Source organism: Marinibacterium profundimaris (genome assembly GCF_002210095.1).
Classification (GTDB): domain Bacteria; phylum Pseudomonadota; class Alphaproteobacteria; order Rhodobacterales; family Rhodobacteraceae; genus Marinibacterium; species Marinibacterium profundimaris.
In genome coordinates this window covers 217213-233846 of record NZ_AQQR01000002.1, presented here as the reverse complement: position 1 = coordinate 233846, position 16634 = coordinate 217213, and the positions used below count along the sequence as shown (strand labels likewise).

General features: G+C 65.3%; 14 protein-coding genes. 6 read left to right on the top strand and 8 right to left on the bottom strand.

Annotated features, from left to right (window positions below; all coding sequences use genetic code 11):
- Window positions 1-159: 159 nt before the first annotated feature.
- From ATO3_RS06010 to ATO3_RS06000, 3 genes are read right to left on the bottom strand one after another with little or no spacing between them, the layout of a single operon-like run.
- On the bottom strand, window positions 160-558 hold the full coding sequence (locus ATO3_RS06010) for a (deoxy)nucleoside triphosphate pyrophosphohydrolase (protein ID WP_088648919.1): 399 nt from the start codon (window positions 556-558) through the stop codon (window positions 160-162).
- Window positions 555-1781: a bifunctional glutamate N-acetyltransferase/amino-acid acetyltransferase ArgJ gene (gene argJ, locus ATO3_RS06005; protein WP_088648918.1), complete on the bottom strand. Its 1227-nt coding sequence runs from the start codon at window positions 1779-1781 to the stop codon at window positions 555-557. Before argJ ends, ATO3_RS06010 begins: the two co-directional genes overlap by 4 nt.
- A gap of 5 nt (window positions 1782-1786) precedes the next feature.
- Entirely contained in the window at window positions 1787-2635 is an 849-nt protein-coding gene (locus tag ATO3_RS06000) for a peptidylprolyl isomerase (RefSeq protein ID WP_088648917.1), read from the bottom strand.
- Window positions 2636-2814: 179 nt separating this feature from the next.
- Between ATO3_RS06000 and secA the strand changes: the two genes are divergently transcribed.
- From secA to ATO3_RS05985, 3 genes are all read left to right on the top strand, one after another.
- Complete coding sequence (secA, locus tag ATO3_RS05995; protein WP_088648916.1) at window positions 2815-5586, top strand: preprotein translocase subunit SecA; 2772 nt, start codon at window positions 2815-2817, stop codon at window positions 5584-5586.
- Window positions 5587-5713: 127 nt separating this feature from the next.
- A complete protein-coding gene (locus ATO3_RS05990; protein WP_088648915.1) occupies window positions 5714-6787 on the top strand; it encodes a hypothetical protein in 1074 nt (357 codons plus the stop codon).
- Between the two features lie 20 nt (window positions 6788-6807).
- A complete protein-coding gene (locus ATO3_RS05985; protein ID WP_088649350.1) occupies window positions 6808-8370 on the top strand; it encodes a substrate-binding domain-containing protein in 1563 nt (520 codons plus the stop codon).
- A gap of 51 nt (window positions 8371-8421) precedes the next feature.
- On the opposite strand, the gene radC is transcribed toward ATO3_RS05985, so the two are convergent.
- From radC to dnaK, 3 genes are all read right to left on the bottom strand, one after another.
- Complete coding sequence (radC, locus tag ATO3_RS05980) at window positions 8422-9177, bottom strand: RadC family protein (RefSeq protein ID WP_088648914.1); 756 nt, start codon at window positions 9175-9177, stop codon at window positions 8422-8424.
- 298 nt (window positions 9178-9475) lie between these two features.
- Window positions 9476-10627 (bottom strand): molecular chaperone DnaJ, encoded by a 1152-nt coding sequence (gene dnaJ, locus ATO3_RS05975; RefSeq protein WP_088648913.1) that lies wholly within the window; start codon window positions 10625-10627, stop codon window positions 9476-9478.
- A gap of 85 nt (window positions 10628-10712) precedes the next feature.
- Complete coding sequence (dnaK, locus tag ATO3_RS05970) at window positions 10713-12635, bottom strand: molecular chaperone DnaK (protein ID WP_088648912.1); 1923 nt, start codon at window positions 12633-12635, stop codon at window positions 10713-10715.
- 215 nt (window positions 12636-12850) lie between these two features.
- On the opposite strand from dnaK, the gene ATO3_RS05965 reads away from it, so the two are divergent.
- Window positions 12851-13459, top strand: a complete 609-nt coding sequence (locus ATO3_RS05965) for an alpha-ketoglutarate-dependent dioxygenase AlkB family protein (protein WP_088648911.1) — start codon at window positions 12851-12853, stop codon at window positions 13457-13459.
- Window positions 13460-13484: 25 nt separating this feature from the next.
- Here ATO3_RS05965 and ATO3_RS05960 read toward each other — a convergent pair whose 3' ends face one another.
- Together ATO3_RS05960 and ATO3_RS05955 are read right to left on the bottom strand one after the other, a co-directional pair.
- Complete coding sequence (locus ATO3_RS05960) at window positions 13485-14084, bottom strand: COG3650 family protein (RefSeq protein WP_088648910.1); 600 nt, start codon at window positions 14082-14084, stop codon at window positions 13485-13487.
- On the bottom strand, window positions 14081-14902 hold the full coding sequence (locus tag ATO3_RS05955; RefSeq protein WP_088648909.1) for an ABC transporter permease: 822 nt from the start codon (window positions 14900-14902) through the stop codon (window positions 14081-14083). The genes ATO3_RS05960 and ATO3_RS05955 overlap by 4 nt, the downstream gene beginning before the upstream one ends.
- 133 nt (window positions 14903-15035) lie before the next feature.
- Between ATO3_RS05955 and cysQ the strand changes: the two genes are divergently transcribed.
- Entirely contained in the window at window positions 15036-15836 is an 801-nt protein-coding gene (cysQ, locus tag ATO3_RS05950) for a 3'(2'),5'-bisphosphate nucleotidase CysQ (protein ID WP_088648908.1), read from the top strand.
- Window positions 15833-16633 carry a 3-deoxy-manno-octulosonate cytidylyltransferase gene (locus tag ATO3_RS05945; RefSeq protein ID WP_088648907.1) on the top strand — a complete coding sequence of 267 codons (801 nt, stop codon included), beginning with the start codon at window positions 15833-15835 and terminating at the stop codon, window positions 16631-16633. Before cysQ ends, ATO3_RS05945 begins: the two co-directional genes overlap by 4 nt.
- The last annotated feature ends 1 nt before the right edge of the window (window position 16634 follow it).

Sequence of the window (16634 nt, the reverse complement as noted above, 5' to 3'; positions counted from 1 at the left end):
TGATGTTTACATTTCTTTCATACACCAGGAATCGTTAACGAGGCATTCACAAAGTGCATCGAAATTCGTAGAAATTTTGGAGTGTTGCGGATATTTCAGGCATTTACGAAGTTTGAACCGGAAAATTCCATGAATTTCATGGACGGGACGGAACAAAGTTCAAAGCCAGTCCCGCAAAATTGCGACCAAAGGCTTATCCGCCGCCGGCATCGGGTAGTCCGACAGGGACTGCGGGCGCACCCATTTCAGCGCCTGATTCTCCCGGCTCTGAACGATCCCCTCCCACTTGCGGCAGGCATAAAGCGGCATCAGCAGGTGGAAATCGTCGTAGCCATGGCTGGCGAATGTCAGCGGCGCGAGGCACGAGGTCCAGGTGTCGATCCCGAGCTCTTCGTGCAGCTCGCGGACCAGCGCGGCCTCGGGGGTTTCGCCCGGCTCGACCTTGCCGCCGGGGAATTCCCAGAGCCCGGCCATGGATTTGCCTTCGGGCCGCTGCGCCAGAAGGACCCGGCCATCCGGGTCGATCAGCGCAACGGCCGACACGAGGACCATCTTCACGACCGGTAATCCGCGTTGATGTCGATGTAGCCGTGGGTCAGGTCGCAGGTCCAGATCCTGGCCGTGCCATCGCCGATACCCAGATCGACGGAGACGACAAGGTCCTGCTGCTTCATGTAGGCCGCGGCGGCCTCTTCGCTGTAGGACGGGCTGACCCAGCCGTTTTCGGCGACAAGCAGATCGCCGAAGCGGATGCTGAGCGTATCGCGATCGGCCGCCGCGCCGGATTTGCCGACAGCCATGACGATGCGGCCCCAGTTCGGGTCCTCGCCGGCGATGGCGGTCTTGACCAGAGGCGAATTGGCCATCGACAGCGCGTGGGTTCGGGCATCGGCATCGCTAGCCGCGCCGGTGACACAAAATTCGACGAATTTTGTGGCGCCTTCGCCGTCGCGCACAACCTGATGCGCCAGGTTCAGCATCACGCCGTGCAGCGCCTCTTCGAACCCCGCGTCGCCCTCGGCCGACACGCCGGAGGCGCCGGTGGCCGCAAGGATCAGGGAATCCGAGGTCGAGGTATCGCTGTCCACGGTGATGCAGTTGAAGGTCTTGTCCGTCAGGCGGGACAGCATGGTCTGCAGCGGCCCTTGCCCGATCACGGCGTCGGTAAAGATGTAGACCAGCATCGTCGCCATGTCCGGGGCGATCATCCCCGAGCCCTTGGCGAAGCCCGCGATGCGCACGACCTTGCCGTCGATCTCGACATCCGCGGTGGCGCCCTTGGGGAAGGTATCGGTGGTCATGATCGCCCGCGCCGCCGTCTCGGCCGCGTCCGGCGACAGGCCCGCGACCAGCTCGTCCAGCTTGGCGACGATCCGGTCATGGGGCAGCTTTTCCCCGATCACCCCGGTAGAGGCGGTAAAGACGCGCTCTTGCGGGATGCCGGCGGCGCTGGCCACGGCGGCGGTGATCTGGGCGACAGAATCCAGGCCGTGCTTGCCGGTGAAGGCATTGGCATTGCCGGAATTCACCAGAATCGCCGCGCCCTCGCTGGCGTCACCGCCAAGCTTGGCCTGGCAATCCAGCACCGGTGCTGCCCGTGTGGCCGAGCGCGTGAACACGCCCGCTACCGAGGTCCCCGGCGCCAGCAGCGCCAGCATGACATCCGTGCGCCCCTTGTACCGCACTCCGGCGGATACGGCGGCAAAGCGGACCCCGTCGATCGCCGGCAGCTTCGGAAAGCTTGCCGGCGCAAGGGGAGATACAGGCAGGGTGCCGACCATTCGCGTCAGTCCAGCAGGTCGATCTGCTGCAGGATCGCGGGATCGACGCCGGAGATGTCCGGGCGGTCGATCTCGGCCTCGCCGGTGATCGCGTTCACGTGGTCCTCGATCGCCTGCGCTTCCAGCTCGCTCACGATCTCGCCGCGCACCTCTTCCAGGGCGGGCGCCTCGGCGATGCGGCTTTCGTTCAGCTTGACGACGTGCCAGCCGAACTGCGTCTGCACCGGCTCCGAGACCGCACCTTCCTCGAGAGCCATCACGGCCTCTTCGAATTCCGGCACCATCTGGCCGGCGGTGAACCAGCCCAGCGAGCCGCCCGAGGGGCCCGACGGACCGGTTGAGCTGGTCTTGGCGACCTCGGCGAAATCTTCACCTTCTTCAAGCACTTCGATGATCGCCTGAGCCTCTGCCTCGGTTTCCACCAGGATGTGCGAGGCGTTGTATTCCTGCTCTCCGGTGCCGTCGGCATAGCGGGACTCATAGGCCTGCTGGATCGCCTCTTCGGTGGCGACGCCCTGCAGCATCTCGCCCACCTCCGACGCGGCCATCAGCGCGCGTTCCTCGTTCTCGAGCGACAGCACCACGCTGGGCGCGGGCGTGCCGTCAAAGCTCTGGCGCAGGGCCTCCTGCTGGATCAGCTGTTCCAGGATTCCGTCGAACAGCTGCGCGACCGGGATCTGCTTGTACTGTTGGGGCAGGTTTGCATAAAGGATCATCATGTGACCCAGCGTGATGTCTTCACCGTTGACGGTGGCGACCACGGTTTCGGGGGTGACCGCGTCCTGGGCTTTGAGAGGGCCGAACGGCAACGCTGCCACCGCGAGGGCGGGCAGGAGCTTCAAAGCGTTTCGCATGAGATAAAATCCCCGTTTCTGGCCGCGACGGGGCGCGGCGTTGACACTGTTTCCCCTGCCCCTTACATCGCCTTGTGGCCCGTAATCCGGACAGGATGGCTGTCGACGTATCTACGGGTTGCGGTCTGGGCCGACAAGTGGCTGCCGGCCACGAATATGTCAGATCAGCGGGAGAGCATATGCTTGGGATCGGAACACTCGCCAAAAAGGTCTTTGGGACCCATAACGACCGGAAGGTCAAGGCGACGCGCCCGCTGGTCGACAGGATCAACGCCCTTGAACCGGACTTCGAACAGCTCGACGACGCTGGCCTGAAGGCCAAGACCGAAGAGCTGAAGGGACGCTTTGCCGGCGGCGAAAGCCTGGACGACCTGCTGCCCGAGGCCTTTGCCAACGTCCGCGAAGGCGCGCGCCGAGCGCTTGGCCTGCGCGCCTACGACGTGCAGCTGATGGGCGGCATCTTCATGCACCAGGGCAACATCGCCGAGATGAAGACCGGCGAGGGCAAGACCCTGGTCGCCACCTTCGCGGCCTACCTGAACGCCCTGGCGGGCAAGTCGGTGCATATCGTCACCGTCAACGAATACCTGGCCAAGCGGGACGCGGAATGGATGGGCAAGGTCTATGACCTGCTCGGCATGCGCGCCGGCGTCATCTTTTCCGAGATGAGCGGCGAAGCCCGGTCCCATGCCTACGCGGCCGACGTGGTCTTTGCGACCAATAACGAGCTCGGCTTCGACTATCTCCGCGACAACATGAAATCCGAACTGTCGCAGGTCCTGCAGAAGGACCATTATTATGCCATCGTCGACGAGGTGGACTCGATCCTTATCGACGAGGCGCGGACGCCGCTGATCATCTCGGGCCCGTCGCAGGACCGGTCGGAGATGTACCGCACCATCGACACGGTCGCGCCGATGCTGACCGACGCGCATTTCGAGCTGGACGAGAAACAGCGCAACGTCACCTTCACCGAGGATGGCAACGAGTTCATCGAACAGCAGCTGATGGCGCGCGGGCTTCTGGAAGAGGGGCAGACCCTTTACGATCCCGAAAGCACCACGGTGGTCCACCACCTGAACCAGGCGTTGCGGGCTCACAAGCTGTTCCAGAAGGACAAGGATTACATCGTCCGCGACGGCCAGATCGTCCTGATCGACGAATTCACCGGCCGGATGATGCATGGCCGCCGCCTGTCGGACGGCCTGCACCAGGCGATCGAGGCGAAGGAGGGCGTGAAGATCATGCCCGAGAACGTCACGCTCGCCAGTGTCACGCTGCAAAACTATTTCCGCCTTTACGACAAGCTGGCCGGCATGACCGGCACCGCCGCCACCGAGGCCGAGGAATTCGCCGAGATCTACAATCTGGGCGTGGTCGAGGTGCCGACCAACAAGCCGATCGCCCGTATCGACGAGGATGACCAGGTCTATCGCTCGGCGGCCGAGAAATATGCCGCCATGATTGCCGAGATCAAGAAGGCGCATGACAAGGGGCAGCCGATCCTTGTCGGCACCACCTCGATCGAAAAGTCGGAAATGCTGAGCCAGATGCTCGAGAAGGAAGGCATCAAGCACAACGTGCTGAACGCCCGCCACCACGAGCAGGAAGCCCAGATCGTCGCCGAGGCCGGGCACCTGGGCGCGGTGACCATCGCCACCAACATGGCCGGCCGCGGCACCGACATTCAGCTGGGCGGCAACGTCGAGCTGAAGGTGCTGGCCGCGCTGGACGAGAACCCCGATGCCGACCCGGCCGAGCTGCGCGCCGCGGAAGAGGCGAAGCACGCCGACGAGAAGCGCAAGGTGATGGAGGCCGGCGGCCTTTACGTCATCGCCTCGGAACGGCACGAAAGCCGCCGTATCGACAACCAGCTGCGCGGCCGTTCGGGGCGTCAGGGCGACCCGGGCCGGACCTCGTTCTACCTGTCCCTGGAAGACGACCTGATGCGGATCTTCGGGTCCGACCGGCTGGAAAAGGTGCTGAAGACGCTGGGCCTGCAGGAAGGCGAGGCGATCATCCATCCCTGGGTGAACAAGTCGCTCGAACGCGCGCAGGCCAAGGTCGAGGGCCGCAACTTCGACATGCGCAAGCAGCTGCTGAAGTTCGACGACGTGATGAACGACCAGCGCAAGGTGATCTTCAGCCAGCGCCATGAAATCATGGCCGCCGAGGACCTGAACGAGATCACCACCGACATGCGTCACCAGGTGATCGACGACCTGATCGAACGCTATATGCCGCCGCGCAGCTATGCCGACCAGTGGGACACCGAGGGGCTTTACGCCGCGGTGATCGAGAAGCTGGATATCGACGTGCCGGTGATTGAATGGGGCGACGAGGACGGCGTCGACGACGACGTGATGCGCGAACGGCTCGAAAAGGCCTCGGACGAGCATATGGCCAAAAAGGCCGCCGCCTTCGGCCCCGAGACCATGCGCAACATCGAAAAGCAGGTGCTGCTGCAGACCATCGACCAGAACTGGCGCGAACACCTGCTGACGCTGGAACACCTGCGCTCGGTCATCGGCTTCCGCGGCTATGCCAACCGCGACCCGCTGAACGAATACAAGAACGAGAGCTTCCAGCTGTTCGAGGGCATGCTTGACAGCCTGCGCGAGACGGTGACGACCCAGCTGTCGCATGTGCGGCCCATGTCCGAAGAGGAAATGGCCCAGGTGCGCGCCCAGCTGGCCGCGGACCAGCCGGAACTGATGCGCGATGCCCAGCGGGCGATGGCCCCCGCAGATCGCCAGCCCGAGCAAGCCGCTGCCGCCCCGAACGGCGCCGCCCCGGCGCCCGGACCGACGGCCGAGGCCGCGAGCACCGGCGACGCGGCCCCCGGATTTGTCGAGGACGACCCGACCACCTGGGGCAACCCGGGCCGGAACGAGAAATGTCCCTGCGGCTCCGGCAAGAAGTTCAAGCATTGCCACGGGCGCCTGACCTGACACATTCGTGACCCAAGGCAGGCCGGGCATGCCCCGGTCTCGCCTGAATGACTCCCCGAGCGGGCCACATATTGGCCCGTTTCTGCTGGCATCTTTCAGCCTGACGCCGACCTGAAGGAGTGCCAGCATGATGATCTCGACCAGGGTTCCGACCCTCGTGGCCGGCACGATCGCATGCGCTCTGGCCATCGGCTGGGGGATGCAGACCTTCGTGCCCGAACCGGGTTCCGCCACCCCCGGGCCGGCGCAGCCCCGGGTGAACGAAACCGCCCCCGAGCGGCCCACCTCGGACCTTCCCGCCGCCAGCGCCGGGGACGAGACCGCGACCCTGCCGATCCGCATGGGCGCCGCCTTGCCGACCGACGCGGCTGTGCGCGCGGCCCCCGTCCTGCAGGCCCCGGACCCCAGCCCCGATGCCGTCGTCGACCTGGGCGCGGTCGATGCGGCCGATGCCCCGACGGACGGGCAAGACGTGGTCTCGCGCAACGACATCGACCTGCTTGGCGGCGCCGACCTTGCCCAGGATGCCTCGGCCCCCGGCTGTGCCGTGTCTGCCACGGCCGAAGCGGTGGAACGCGCCTCGGTCCGGCTGAGCATCGACGCCCCCTGTTTTCCGAACGACCGCATCGCGATCCACCATCTCGGCATGATGTTCTCGGACCTCGCGGATGAGTCCGGTCATCTCGAGGTCACGGTGCCGGCGTTGAAAGCTCATGCCGTCTTCATCGTTTCGCCGGCCCAGGGCCGCGGCACCGTCGTGTCGGCCGATGTGCCGGACATGGCCGACTGGACCCGTGTCGTGCTGCAATGGCAGGGCGAAACCGGCTTTCAGATCCACGCGCGGGAATTCGGGGCCGATTACGGCAGCCAGGGCCATGTCTGGGCCGAGGCGCCCGGCAACCCCGAAACCGGCAGCTTCCTGGTCCGGCTGGGCGCCGACCAGGGTGATCTGACCCGCAGGGCCGAGATCTATTCCTTTCCGCGCAGCGCCGGGCTGAGCGGGCTTGTCGATCTGACCGTCGAGACCGAGGTGACCGCCGACACCTGCGGCCGCCGGCTGAGCGCCGAGGCGCTGGAGCTGCGCGGCGTGGGCGATCTGAACGGGCGCGGGCTGGACCTGGCGATGCCGAATTGTGCCGCGATCGGGGATTTTCTGGTGTTGAATAATCTGATGGATGACCTGAAGATCGCGATCAACTGACCGGCGATTTGGACAACATCATGACATGGCTCCGTGCGGTGCTGGGCGCCGCACTTCTTGTCTGGCTGGCGGGACCGATGCCCGCCCGGGCCCAGGACATCACGTTGCGCTCGCCCGATGGCGCGGTTGAGATCAGCGGCACATTGCTGGGCTATGACGGTGAATTCTACCGCGTGGACACGCAGTTCGGAGAGCTGACAGTGGACGGCTCCGGCGTGGCCTGCGACGGGCCCGGCTGCCCGAACCTCCTTGAATTCGTTGCAGAAGTCGTCTTCTCCGGTGCCTCCTCCATGACCGAGGTTCTGATGCCCGCGCTGGTCGAGGGCTTTGCCCGCCGCCAGCAGCTGACGGCGCGCCGGGTCGAGCTGGACGAGGGCCGCTTTGCCTACGAGTTGCTGCGCGACGGTGCCGCGCGCCCGGCGGCGCGGTTCGAATTCCGGGTGACGACGACGGACGAGGGCTTTGCCGATCTGCTCGCCAACGAGGCCGACATCGTGCTGGCCAGCCGCGAGATCCGGGCCGAGGAACGCCAGCGCGCGGCAGAGGCCGGAATGGGTGATCTGACCGACGGCACCCGCAGCCGGGTTCTGGCGCTGGACGCCATGGTGCCGGTCGTGGCGCAGACCAACCCGGTGCGCGATATCTCCACCGCCGAGCTTGCCCGGGCCTTCGCGGGCGAGATCACCAATTGGGCCGAACTTGGCGGGCCGGACGCGCCCGTGGTGTTGCACCTGCCCGACGCGGGATCGGGGCTGAGCCAGTCGGCCGAGGACCGGCTGGTGGCGCCGATCGGAGGGACGCTGCCGGAGGATGTGACGCGGCATGACCGCTCGGCCCAGGTGGCCGAGGCGGTGGCGCGGGATCCCTTCGGCATCGGCCTGGCCAGCTTTGCCGAAACGGCGCCGGCCCGGGCGCTGGCGCTGACCGGCAGCTGCGGGTTTTCGTTAAGCGCGACGCGGCGGACGGTGAAAACCGAAGACTACCCGCTGACCTCGCCGCTGTTCCTTTACCTGCCGGCGCGGCGGCTGCCGAAGATGGCGCGCGATTTCCTGGCCTTCACCCGCAGCGCGCCGGCGCAGATCGTCATCCGCCGGTCCGGCTTTGTCGACCAGTCGCCCGAAGACATCGCGATCAACGACCAGGGCGACCGCTTTGCCAATGCGCTGCTGGCCGCGGGGCCAGAGATCGGCCTGGATGCGCTGAAGGCGATGACCGAGACTCTGAAGCCGCTGTCGAGGCTGACCACCTCCTTCAGGTTCGAAGCGGGATCGGCCCGGCTGGATGCGCAGTCGCGCTCCAACGTGGCGCAGCTGGCCGGTGCGATCGAGACGGGGTTCTACGATGCGCGTCGGTTGCTGTTCGTGGGTTTTTCCGACGGTATGGGGCCGGCGTCGAACAACCAGCAGATCGCCATGGCGCGCGCGCGGGCGGTTCAGGCGGCGGTGATCGCGGCGGTCGAGACAGGCGGCTCGGACCGGATCGACATGGGTGTCGCCGCCTTCGGAGAGGCGCTGCCGATGGCCTGCGACGACACGGAGTGGGGCCGCAGCGTGAACCGGCGGGTCGAGGTCTGGATCCGGTGAGCCTTGCCAGGGTGCGGGCGCAGTCCTGCCACCAGAGAACAAGTGCTGCGATCACAGGAAGCCCTCGGCCCGAAAGCTGATTTCCCGCGACTTTCCGATGACCAGGTGATCGTGGAGCGTCAGCCCAAGCGCCTGGCAGGCGCGGTCGACCTGCGCGGTCATGTCGTAATCCGCCTGGCTGGGCGTCGGATCGCCCGAGGGATGGTTGTGTACGAGGATCAGCGCGGAGGCGTTGAGCTCCAGCGCGCGCTTGGCCACTTCGCGGGGGTAGACGGGCACGTGATCGACGGTGCCGCGGGCCTGTTCCTCGTCGGCGATGAGGATGTTCTTGCGGTCCAGGTAGAGGACGCGGAACTGCTCGGTCTCGCGATGCGCCATCGTGGTGTGGCAATAATCCAGCAGCGCGTCCCAGCCGGTGATGGCGTGGCGCTGGATCACCCTGGCGCGGGCCAGCCGGTGCGCGGCGGCCTCGATCAGCTTGAGCTCGCCGATCACGGCATCGCCTACGCCCTTGATATCGGCGAGGCGTTCGGGCCGGGCGCTGATCACGCCGTTGAAATCGCCGAAACGGTCGAGCAGGGCGCGGGCGAGCGGCTTGGTGTCCTTGCGCGGCAGGGCGCGGAACAGGACCAGTTCGAGCAATTCGTAATCGGGCATCGCGGCGGCACCGCCCTCGCGGAACCGTTGTCGGAGACGGTCGCGATGGCCCTGGATATAGGAGGGCAGGCGGGCGCCCTTGGGCAGGACGGGCGCGGCGTCACCGTCGAAAAGCGGCAGCGGGCGTTCGGAGAAGGCATCGGCGGACATGGGGCCGAGGCTAATCCGGGGATGGTTATTGGATGATTAACGTTGATGGGGGGCGCTGCCCCCGTCCTCCGTCGGAGGACTCCCCCGGAGGTATTTGGGCCAAGAAGAAGACAGGGGCCGTTCGCGATGTCCCACGCGTGGGACATTGTGCGGAGCCTGTAATTTCAATGGGTTACAGGGGCGGATTTACCAAATCGTAAGGATTGGGTTCGCCCGAGGGGAGGGAGGAGCCCCGGTGTGGGGGGCTCCGCCGGTGATGGGGTCGGGGCGGTCCTGTCGGGCGTCCCGGGGCGCGGTCTCAGCCCTTCATCGAATCCCAGAAGGATTTGACCGAGGAGAAGAAGCTGCTCATCGCGGGGTTGTTGTCCTCGCTCAGATCCTCGAACTCGCGCAGCAGCTCTTTCTGGCGGCTGGTGAGATTGACCGGGGTTTCCACGGCCAGTTCGATGAACATGTCACCGGGGGCGCCGCCGCGCAGGGCGGGCATGCCCTTGCTGCGCAAGCGCATCTGGCGGCCCGACTGGCTGCCCGCGGGGATCTGCACGCGGCCGCGGCCGCCGTCGATCGTGGGCACCTCGATCGCGCCGCCAAGCGCGGCCTTGGCCATGCTGACGGGCACCTTGCAATAGAGGTTCGTGCCGTCGCGGTCGAAAAGCTCGTGCCGCGCCACGTCGATGAAGATATAGAGATCGCCCGGAGGGCCGCCGCGCAGGCCGGCCTCGCCTTCGCCGGCAAGACGGATGCGGGTGCCGGTTTCGACGCCGGCGGGGATGTTCACGCTGAGCGCGCGGTCCTTTTCGACCCGACCGGAGCCGCCGCAGGATTTGCAGGGGTTCTTGATGATCTGGCCCAGGCCCGAGCAGGTCGGGCAGGTGCGTTCGACGGTGAAAAAGCCCTGCTGCGCGCGGACCTTGCCCATGCCGGAGCAGGTCGGGCAGGAGACCGGTTCGGCCCCGCCTTCGGCGCCGGTGCCCGAACAGGTGGAGCAGGCCACCGCGGTCGGTACGTTGATCGTCTTCTGGAGGCCATTGTAGGCTTCTTCCAGGGTGACGCGCAGGTTGTAGCGCAGGTCGGAGCCGCGCGCGGCGCGACGTCCGCCGCCGCCCCGCTGGCCGCCCATGAAATCGCCGAACAGATCGTCGAAGACATCCGAGAAGGCGCTTTGGAAATCGGCGCCGCCGGGGCCGCCACCGGCGCCGGGACGGGGCCCGCCGCCCATGCCGCCGTCGAAGGCCGCGTGGCCGAAGCGGTCATAGGCCGCCTTCTTGTCGGCGTCCTTCAGGACCTCGTAGGCTTCGTTGGCTTCCTTGAACTGGGATTCAGCTTCGGGATTGTCGGCGTTGCGGTCCGGGTGCAGTTCCTTGGCCTTCTTGCGATAGGCCTTCTTTATTTCGTCCGCGGACGCGGAACGGGACACCCCGAGCACATCGTAGAAATCGCGTTTCGACATCTGTTTGTCCTCTTGAGGCGGTGTGCCTGAACGACCAAGGCCGGCCCGGATCCCGGACCGGCCTCATTCGTGTCAGGCCTGGCCGTTACGCACGCTTGTTATCGTCGTCCAGGTCTTCGAACTCTGCATCGACGATGTCGTCATCGTCGCCGCGCGCCGTATCGGCCGGCTCGGGCTCGTCCGAACCCGAGGCCTCTTCCTGGCTGGCCTTGTAGATCGCCTCGCCCAGTTTCATGGCCGCGTCGGTCACGTTCTGGATGCCCGAGCGGATCTTGTCGGCGTTGTCGTTCTCAAGCTCATCCTTGAGCGCGGCAATGGCCAGCTCGATCGCCTCGACCGTGGAGGGGTCGACCTTGTCCGAATGCTCTTCCAGCGACTTCTCGGTCGAGTGGATGAGGCTTTCGGCCTGGTTCTTGGCCTCGACCAGGTCCCTGCGGGCCTTGTCGGCTTCGGCGTTCTCCTCGGCGTCGCGCACCATCTTGTCGATGTCGTCGTCCGAAAGACCGCCCGAGGCCTGGATGGTGATCTTCTGTTCCTTGCCGGTGCCCTTGTCCTTGGCCGAAACCGAAACGATGCCGTTGGCGTCGATGTCGAACGTCACCTCGATCTGGGGCATGCCACGCGGCGCGGGCGGGATGTTTTCCAGGTTGAACTGACCCAGCATCTTGTTGTCCGACGCCATTTCACGCTCGCCCTGGAACACGCGGATGGTCACGGCGTTCTGGTTGTCTTCCGCGGTCGAGAAGATCTGCGACTTCTTGGTCGGGATCGTCGTGTTGCGGTCGATCAGGCGGGTGAAGACACCGCCGAGCGTTTCGATGCCAAGCGACAGCGGGGTCACGTCGAGAAGAACGACGTCCTTCACGTCACCCTGCAGGACACCGGCCTGGATGGCGGCGCCCATGGCAACCACTTCGTCCGGGTTCACGCCCTTGTGGGGTTCCTTGCCGAAGAATTTCGTCACCTCTTCGATGACCTTGGGCATCCGGGTCATACCGCCGACGAGAACGACCTCGTCCACGTCCGACGCGGAGATGCCGGCATCCTTCAGCGCCGCGGCGCAGGGCTTCATCGAGGCCTTGATCAGGTCGCCGACGAGGCTTTCCAGCTTGGCACGGGTCAGTTTCATGACCATGTGCAGCGGCTGGCCGCCTTTCGGGTCCATCGAGATGAACGGCTGGTTGATCTCGGTCTGAGAGGAGCTCGACAGTTCGATCTTGGCCTTTTCAGCGGCTTCCTTGAGACGCTGCAGGGCCATCTTGTCCTTGGTCAGGTCGACGCCGTTCTCTTTCTTGAACTCGTCGGCCAGGTAATTGACGATCCGCATGTCGAAGTCTTCACCGCCGAGGAAGGTATCCCCGTTGGTGGATTTCACCTCGAACAGGCCGTCGTCGATTTCCAGGATGGTCACGTCGAAGGTACCGCCGCCAAGGTCATAGACCGCGATGGTGTGGCTTTCTTCCTTGTCGAGACCATAGGCCAGGGCGGCGGCCGTCGGTTCGTTGATGATCCGCAGCACTTCGAGCCCGGCGATCTTGCCGGCGTCCTTGGTGGCCTGACGCTGGGCGTCGTTGAAATAGGCGGGCACGGTGATGACGGCCTGCGTCACCTCTTCGCCGAGGTAGCTTTCGGCGGTTTCCTTCATCTTGCCGAGGATGAAGGCGGAAATCTGGCTGGGCGAATACTTGTCACCCTTGGCCTGCACCCAGGCGTCGCCATTGCCGCCGTCGATCACGGCGTAGGGCAGGTTCTTCTTGTCCTTGGCGAGATCGGGATCGTGTTCGCGACGACCGATCAGGCGCTTGACGCCGAAGATGGTGTTTTCGGGGTTGGTGACCGCCTGGCGCTTCGCCGGCTGGCCCACGAGGCGTTCGTCGTCCGTGAAGGCGACGATCGACGGGGTCGTGCGGGCCCCTTCGGAGTTTTCGATCACGCGGGGCTGGGCGCCGTCCATGATGGCAACGCAGCTGTTCGTCGTCCCGAGGTCGATACCGATGACTTTCGACATGTTTGATCCCTCTCAATACAAAGGCGATTTCACGAGACCCGGACCCGTTACGGCATCGAGGTCCCGACTGTGTGGCGCTTCGGTCACAGACCTCGGCGCGTCCCGGCGTATATAGGGATGGCATCAAAAGCCTGCAAGCGCGTGAACGGCTTGCATTCCGCCTTTCTTCTGCGGTTTGCCTTTCAGTGACAAAAAGCTTGCAAAAGGAGGCTCTCATGGCGGCGGCGCCGGTCGATCTGCGGGGATTCAAGATCTGGAAGGGCTACCTGGATGCGGCGGCCCAGGCAGAGCTGGTGGCCGCGTTGCGGCCCGTTCTGAAGGCCGCGCCGCTGGTGCGGCCGGTGACACGGCGGGGCCAGTCGCTGTCGGTGCGGATGACCTCGGCCGGGGAGCTGGGGTGGATCACCGACCGCAGGGGATACCGCTACGAGCCGCGGCATCCCTCGGGCGTGGACTGGCCCGCGATCCCCCGGCAGGTGCTGGAGATCTGGGACGCGGTCACCGGGCTGGACCGGCGGCCGGACAGCTGCCTGATCAACTATTACGAGGCCGAGGCGAAGATGGGCCTGCACCAGGACAAGGACGAGGCCGATTTCTCCTGGCCGGTGGTGTCGGTGTCGCTGGGCGATGACGGGCTGTTCCGGATCGGGAACACGACACGGGGCGGCAAGACCGAGAGCATCTGGCTGAATTCCGGCGACGTGGTCGTGATGGGCGGCGAGGCGCGGCTGACCTATCACGGGATCGACCGGATCCGGTTCGGATCCTCGCGGCTGCTGCCGAAGGGCGGGCGGATCAACCTGACGCTGCGGGTGGCGACCTGAGCGGCCCGGTCGGACGCGGCCGGGGCTACGGCCGGAGTGAGCAGCAGCCGTGCATCGTCTCCGTCTCGTCGATGACCAGCCGGATGCTCAGCCCGTAGGCGCGGTCGGACATGCCGTCGCTGCACAGCTTGGTGGTCAGCATGGCGGCATGACGTTCGCCGAGGTCGAGGAAATACTGGTTCTTCATCGACGGGCTGGGCCGCACACGCCCCGCGGGCAGATCGGCATCGGCCTTGTCCATGCGGCTCAGCGTGGCGCCGGTGCCCTGTGTGATCTGCAGGCCCCAGAAGGGTTCGGTGCCGCCGCAGTCGAGGATCCTGGTAAAGGCAAGTTCCGGATCATGGGGCTGGGGGGCGAGGAAGCCGGTCGCGGCCCATGCGGTACTTTCGGGCAGGGCGATCTGGAGCCAGTAGCCATTGTCGTTGATGCCCACCACCTCGATCCCGGTGGCGTCGTGCGCCAGCGCGCCGATGACCTCGGCCTCGGACGAGGGGCCGGCGCGCAGGTTAAGCACGTCGTCGGCCGAGACGCCGATCACGTCGTAAAGCCAGGGATAGACCGGATCCGCCTGGAGGGTGCCCGCGGTCAGCCCAAAGGCCAGAAGCAGGGCGGCGAGCCGTCTCATCGCCGGGCGCCCCAGCTCATGGAGGCGTTCTTGCGCGTGTAGAATTCGCCCATCAGCCCGACCATCACCAGAACGATGCCGACGACCAGCGGGTAGTGCCAGTTCGAATTGTGCGGAAAGTAATTGATGAAGGCGAAACCGCGCGACTGGTCGATGATGTGGAACAGCGGGTTCCAGTCGAACATCGCCAGCATGAAGCCCGGCATCGTGTTGGCCACGAACATCTTGCCCGAGGCGATCATGTTGGCCCGCTGGTAGACCTGCGAGAACACGCTGGTGAAGGTGGGAAACCACGGCTTGATCGCCAGCAGCACCAGCCCCAGCGCGCAGCCGGTGAACCAGGCCAGCATCAGCATGCCGAGACAGCCCATCGGATCGTAGATTTCGATCGGAGTGAAGGCGGCATGGTAGATGTAGAGGATCACGACCATCGACAGCACCTGGATATACAGGGCCGACAGCGCCGCCGAACAGATCGCGATCGCCGTGTTCATCGGCGCGTGTTTCATGATCGGGCTTGCCGGCCCCTCGGAGCCGAGAACCGCGCTCATCGCCTTGATGTTGGTCATGTAGAGGAAGATCCCCGTCATGATATAGACGAGGAAGTCTCCCCGGATCTGGGCCGAGCGCATGCCCAGCACCCAGAACATCAGGTAGAAGGCCAGCACCATCACCAGCATCTGCAGCATGTTCACGCCGATGGCCATGAAGGCATTGTTGTGCTGCTTGCGGATCGAGCGCACGATTGCATGATAGGTGACCTCGGCCATGCCGAGGGCGATCGAGAGGTTCGATTGGCGCGAAGAGTGCTGAAACACTGACCCGTGATCCTGGTGTGGTCCTGTGACGCTACCCAAAGGTGACACGGAGACCTTGCTGTTCGGTTGTCATGCCACCATAAGATGCGGCTGACAGATTTTCAATTCAGACGACGTTAGGACGGAGTTATTCGTGGATTATGACACTCTTGTGCCCGTGATGAGGAAATTGGCGATCGAAGCCGGTGAAAAGATCATGGAGATCTACAATTCCGACGATTTCGACGTGAAGGTCAAATCCGACGACAGCCCCGTCACCGAAGCCGACGAAACCGCCGACGCCCTGATCTCGGCCGGTCTGCGCGACGCGTTCCCCGATGTCATGCTGGTGACCGAAGAGCAGGCCGCGTCGCATTCCGCCAAGGGCGACACCTTCCTGATCGTCGACCCGCTGGACGGGACCAAGGAATTCATCAACCGCCGCGGCGATTTCACCGTGAACATCGCCCTGGTCGAGGCCGGCATCCCGACGCGCGGCGTCGTCTATGCCCCGGCCAAGAACCGCATGTTCTTCACCCTGGCCAACGGCCAGTCGGTCGAGGAAACCGGCGATTTCGATCCCGAAACCCTGGGCGCCACGGTCGAGATCCACGTCTCGGACCCCGACAACGGCGCGCTGATGGTGGTGGCGTCGAAATCCCACCGCGACCAGGCGACCGACGATTACATCGGCAAGTACGCGGTGAAGGACATGACCTCGGCGGGCTCCTCGCTGAAATTCTGCCTGATCGCCACCGGCGAGGCGGATCTGTACCCGCGTCTTGGCCGCACGATGGAATGGGACACCGCCGCCGGCCATGCCGTGCTGAACGGTGCCGGGGGCCAGGTGGTCCGCTATGATGATCTCAACCCGCTGGTCTATGGCAAGGACGGGTTCGCCAACCCGTTCTTCATCGCCTATGCCCCGGGGGTGGAGCTGAAACCCTCCGCATGAGTGTCCTGGTCGTCATCCCGGCGCGCCATGCCTCGACCCGATATCCCGGAAAGCCGCTTGTGGAACTGACCGGAGCCACCGGCGAGTCCAGGAGCCTTGTCCACCGCACCTGGGACGCGGCGCGTGCCATCCAGGGTGTCGACCGCGTCGTGATCGCCACCGATGACGACCGGATCCGCGATGCCGCCGAAGGGTTCGGAGCCGACGTCGTCATGACCTCGCCCGATTGCGCCAACGGCACCGAACGCTGTGCCGAGACGCTGGAGCTGCTGGGCGGCACGGCCGAGATCGTCGTGAACCTGCAGGGCGACGCGCCGCTGACCCCGCCGTGGTTCATCGAGGATCTGGTTGCCGGCCTGCGGGCCGCGCCCGATGCTGGCATCGCCACGCCCGTGCTGCGCTGTGACGGGGCGACGCTGAACGCGCTGCTGGCGGATCGCAGGGCCGGGCGCGTGGGCGGCACCACGGCTGTCTTCGGGGCCGACAACAGGGGTCTCTACTTCTCGAAGGAGGTCATCCCCTTCCTGCCCGGCACCTATGGGCCCGAGGACGAGACGCCGGTGTTCCACCACGTGGGCGTCTATGCCTACCGGCCCGCGGCGCTTGCCGCCTATGTCGGCTGGACCGCAGGGCCGCTGGAGCTGCTGGAAGGCCTGGAACAGCTGCGGTTTCTCGAGAACGGAGAGACGCTGCTGTGTGTCGAGGTCGATGCCAAGGGGCGCCGGTTCTGGGAGCTGAACAACCCCGAGGACGTGCCCCGCATAGAGGCCATGATGGCCGAGATGGGGATGGCATGAC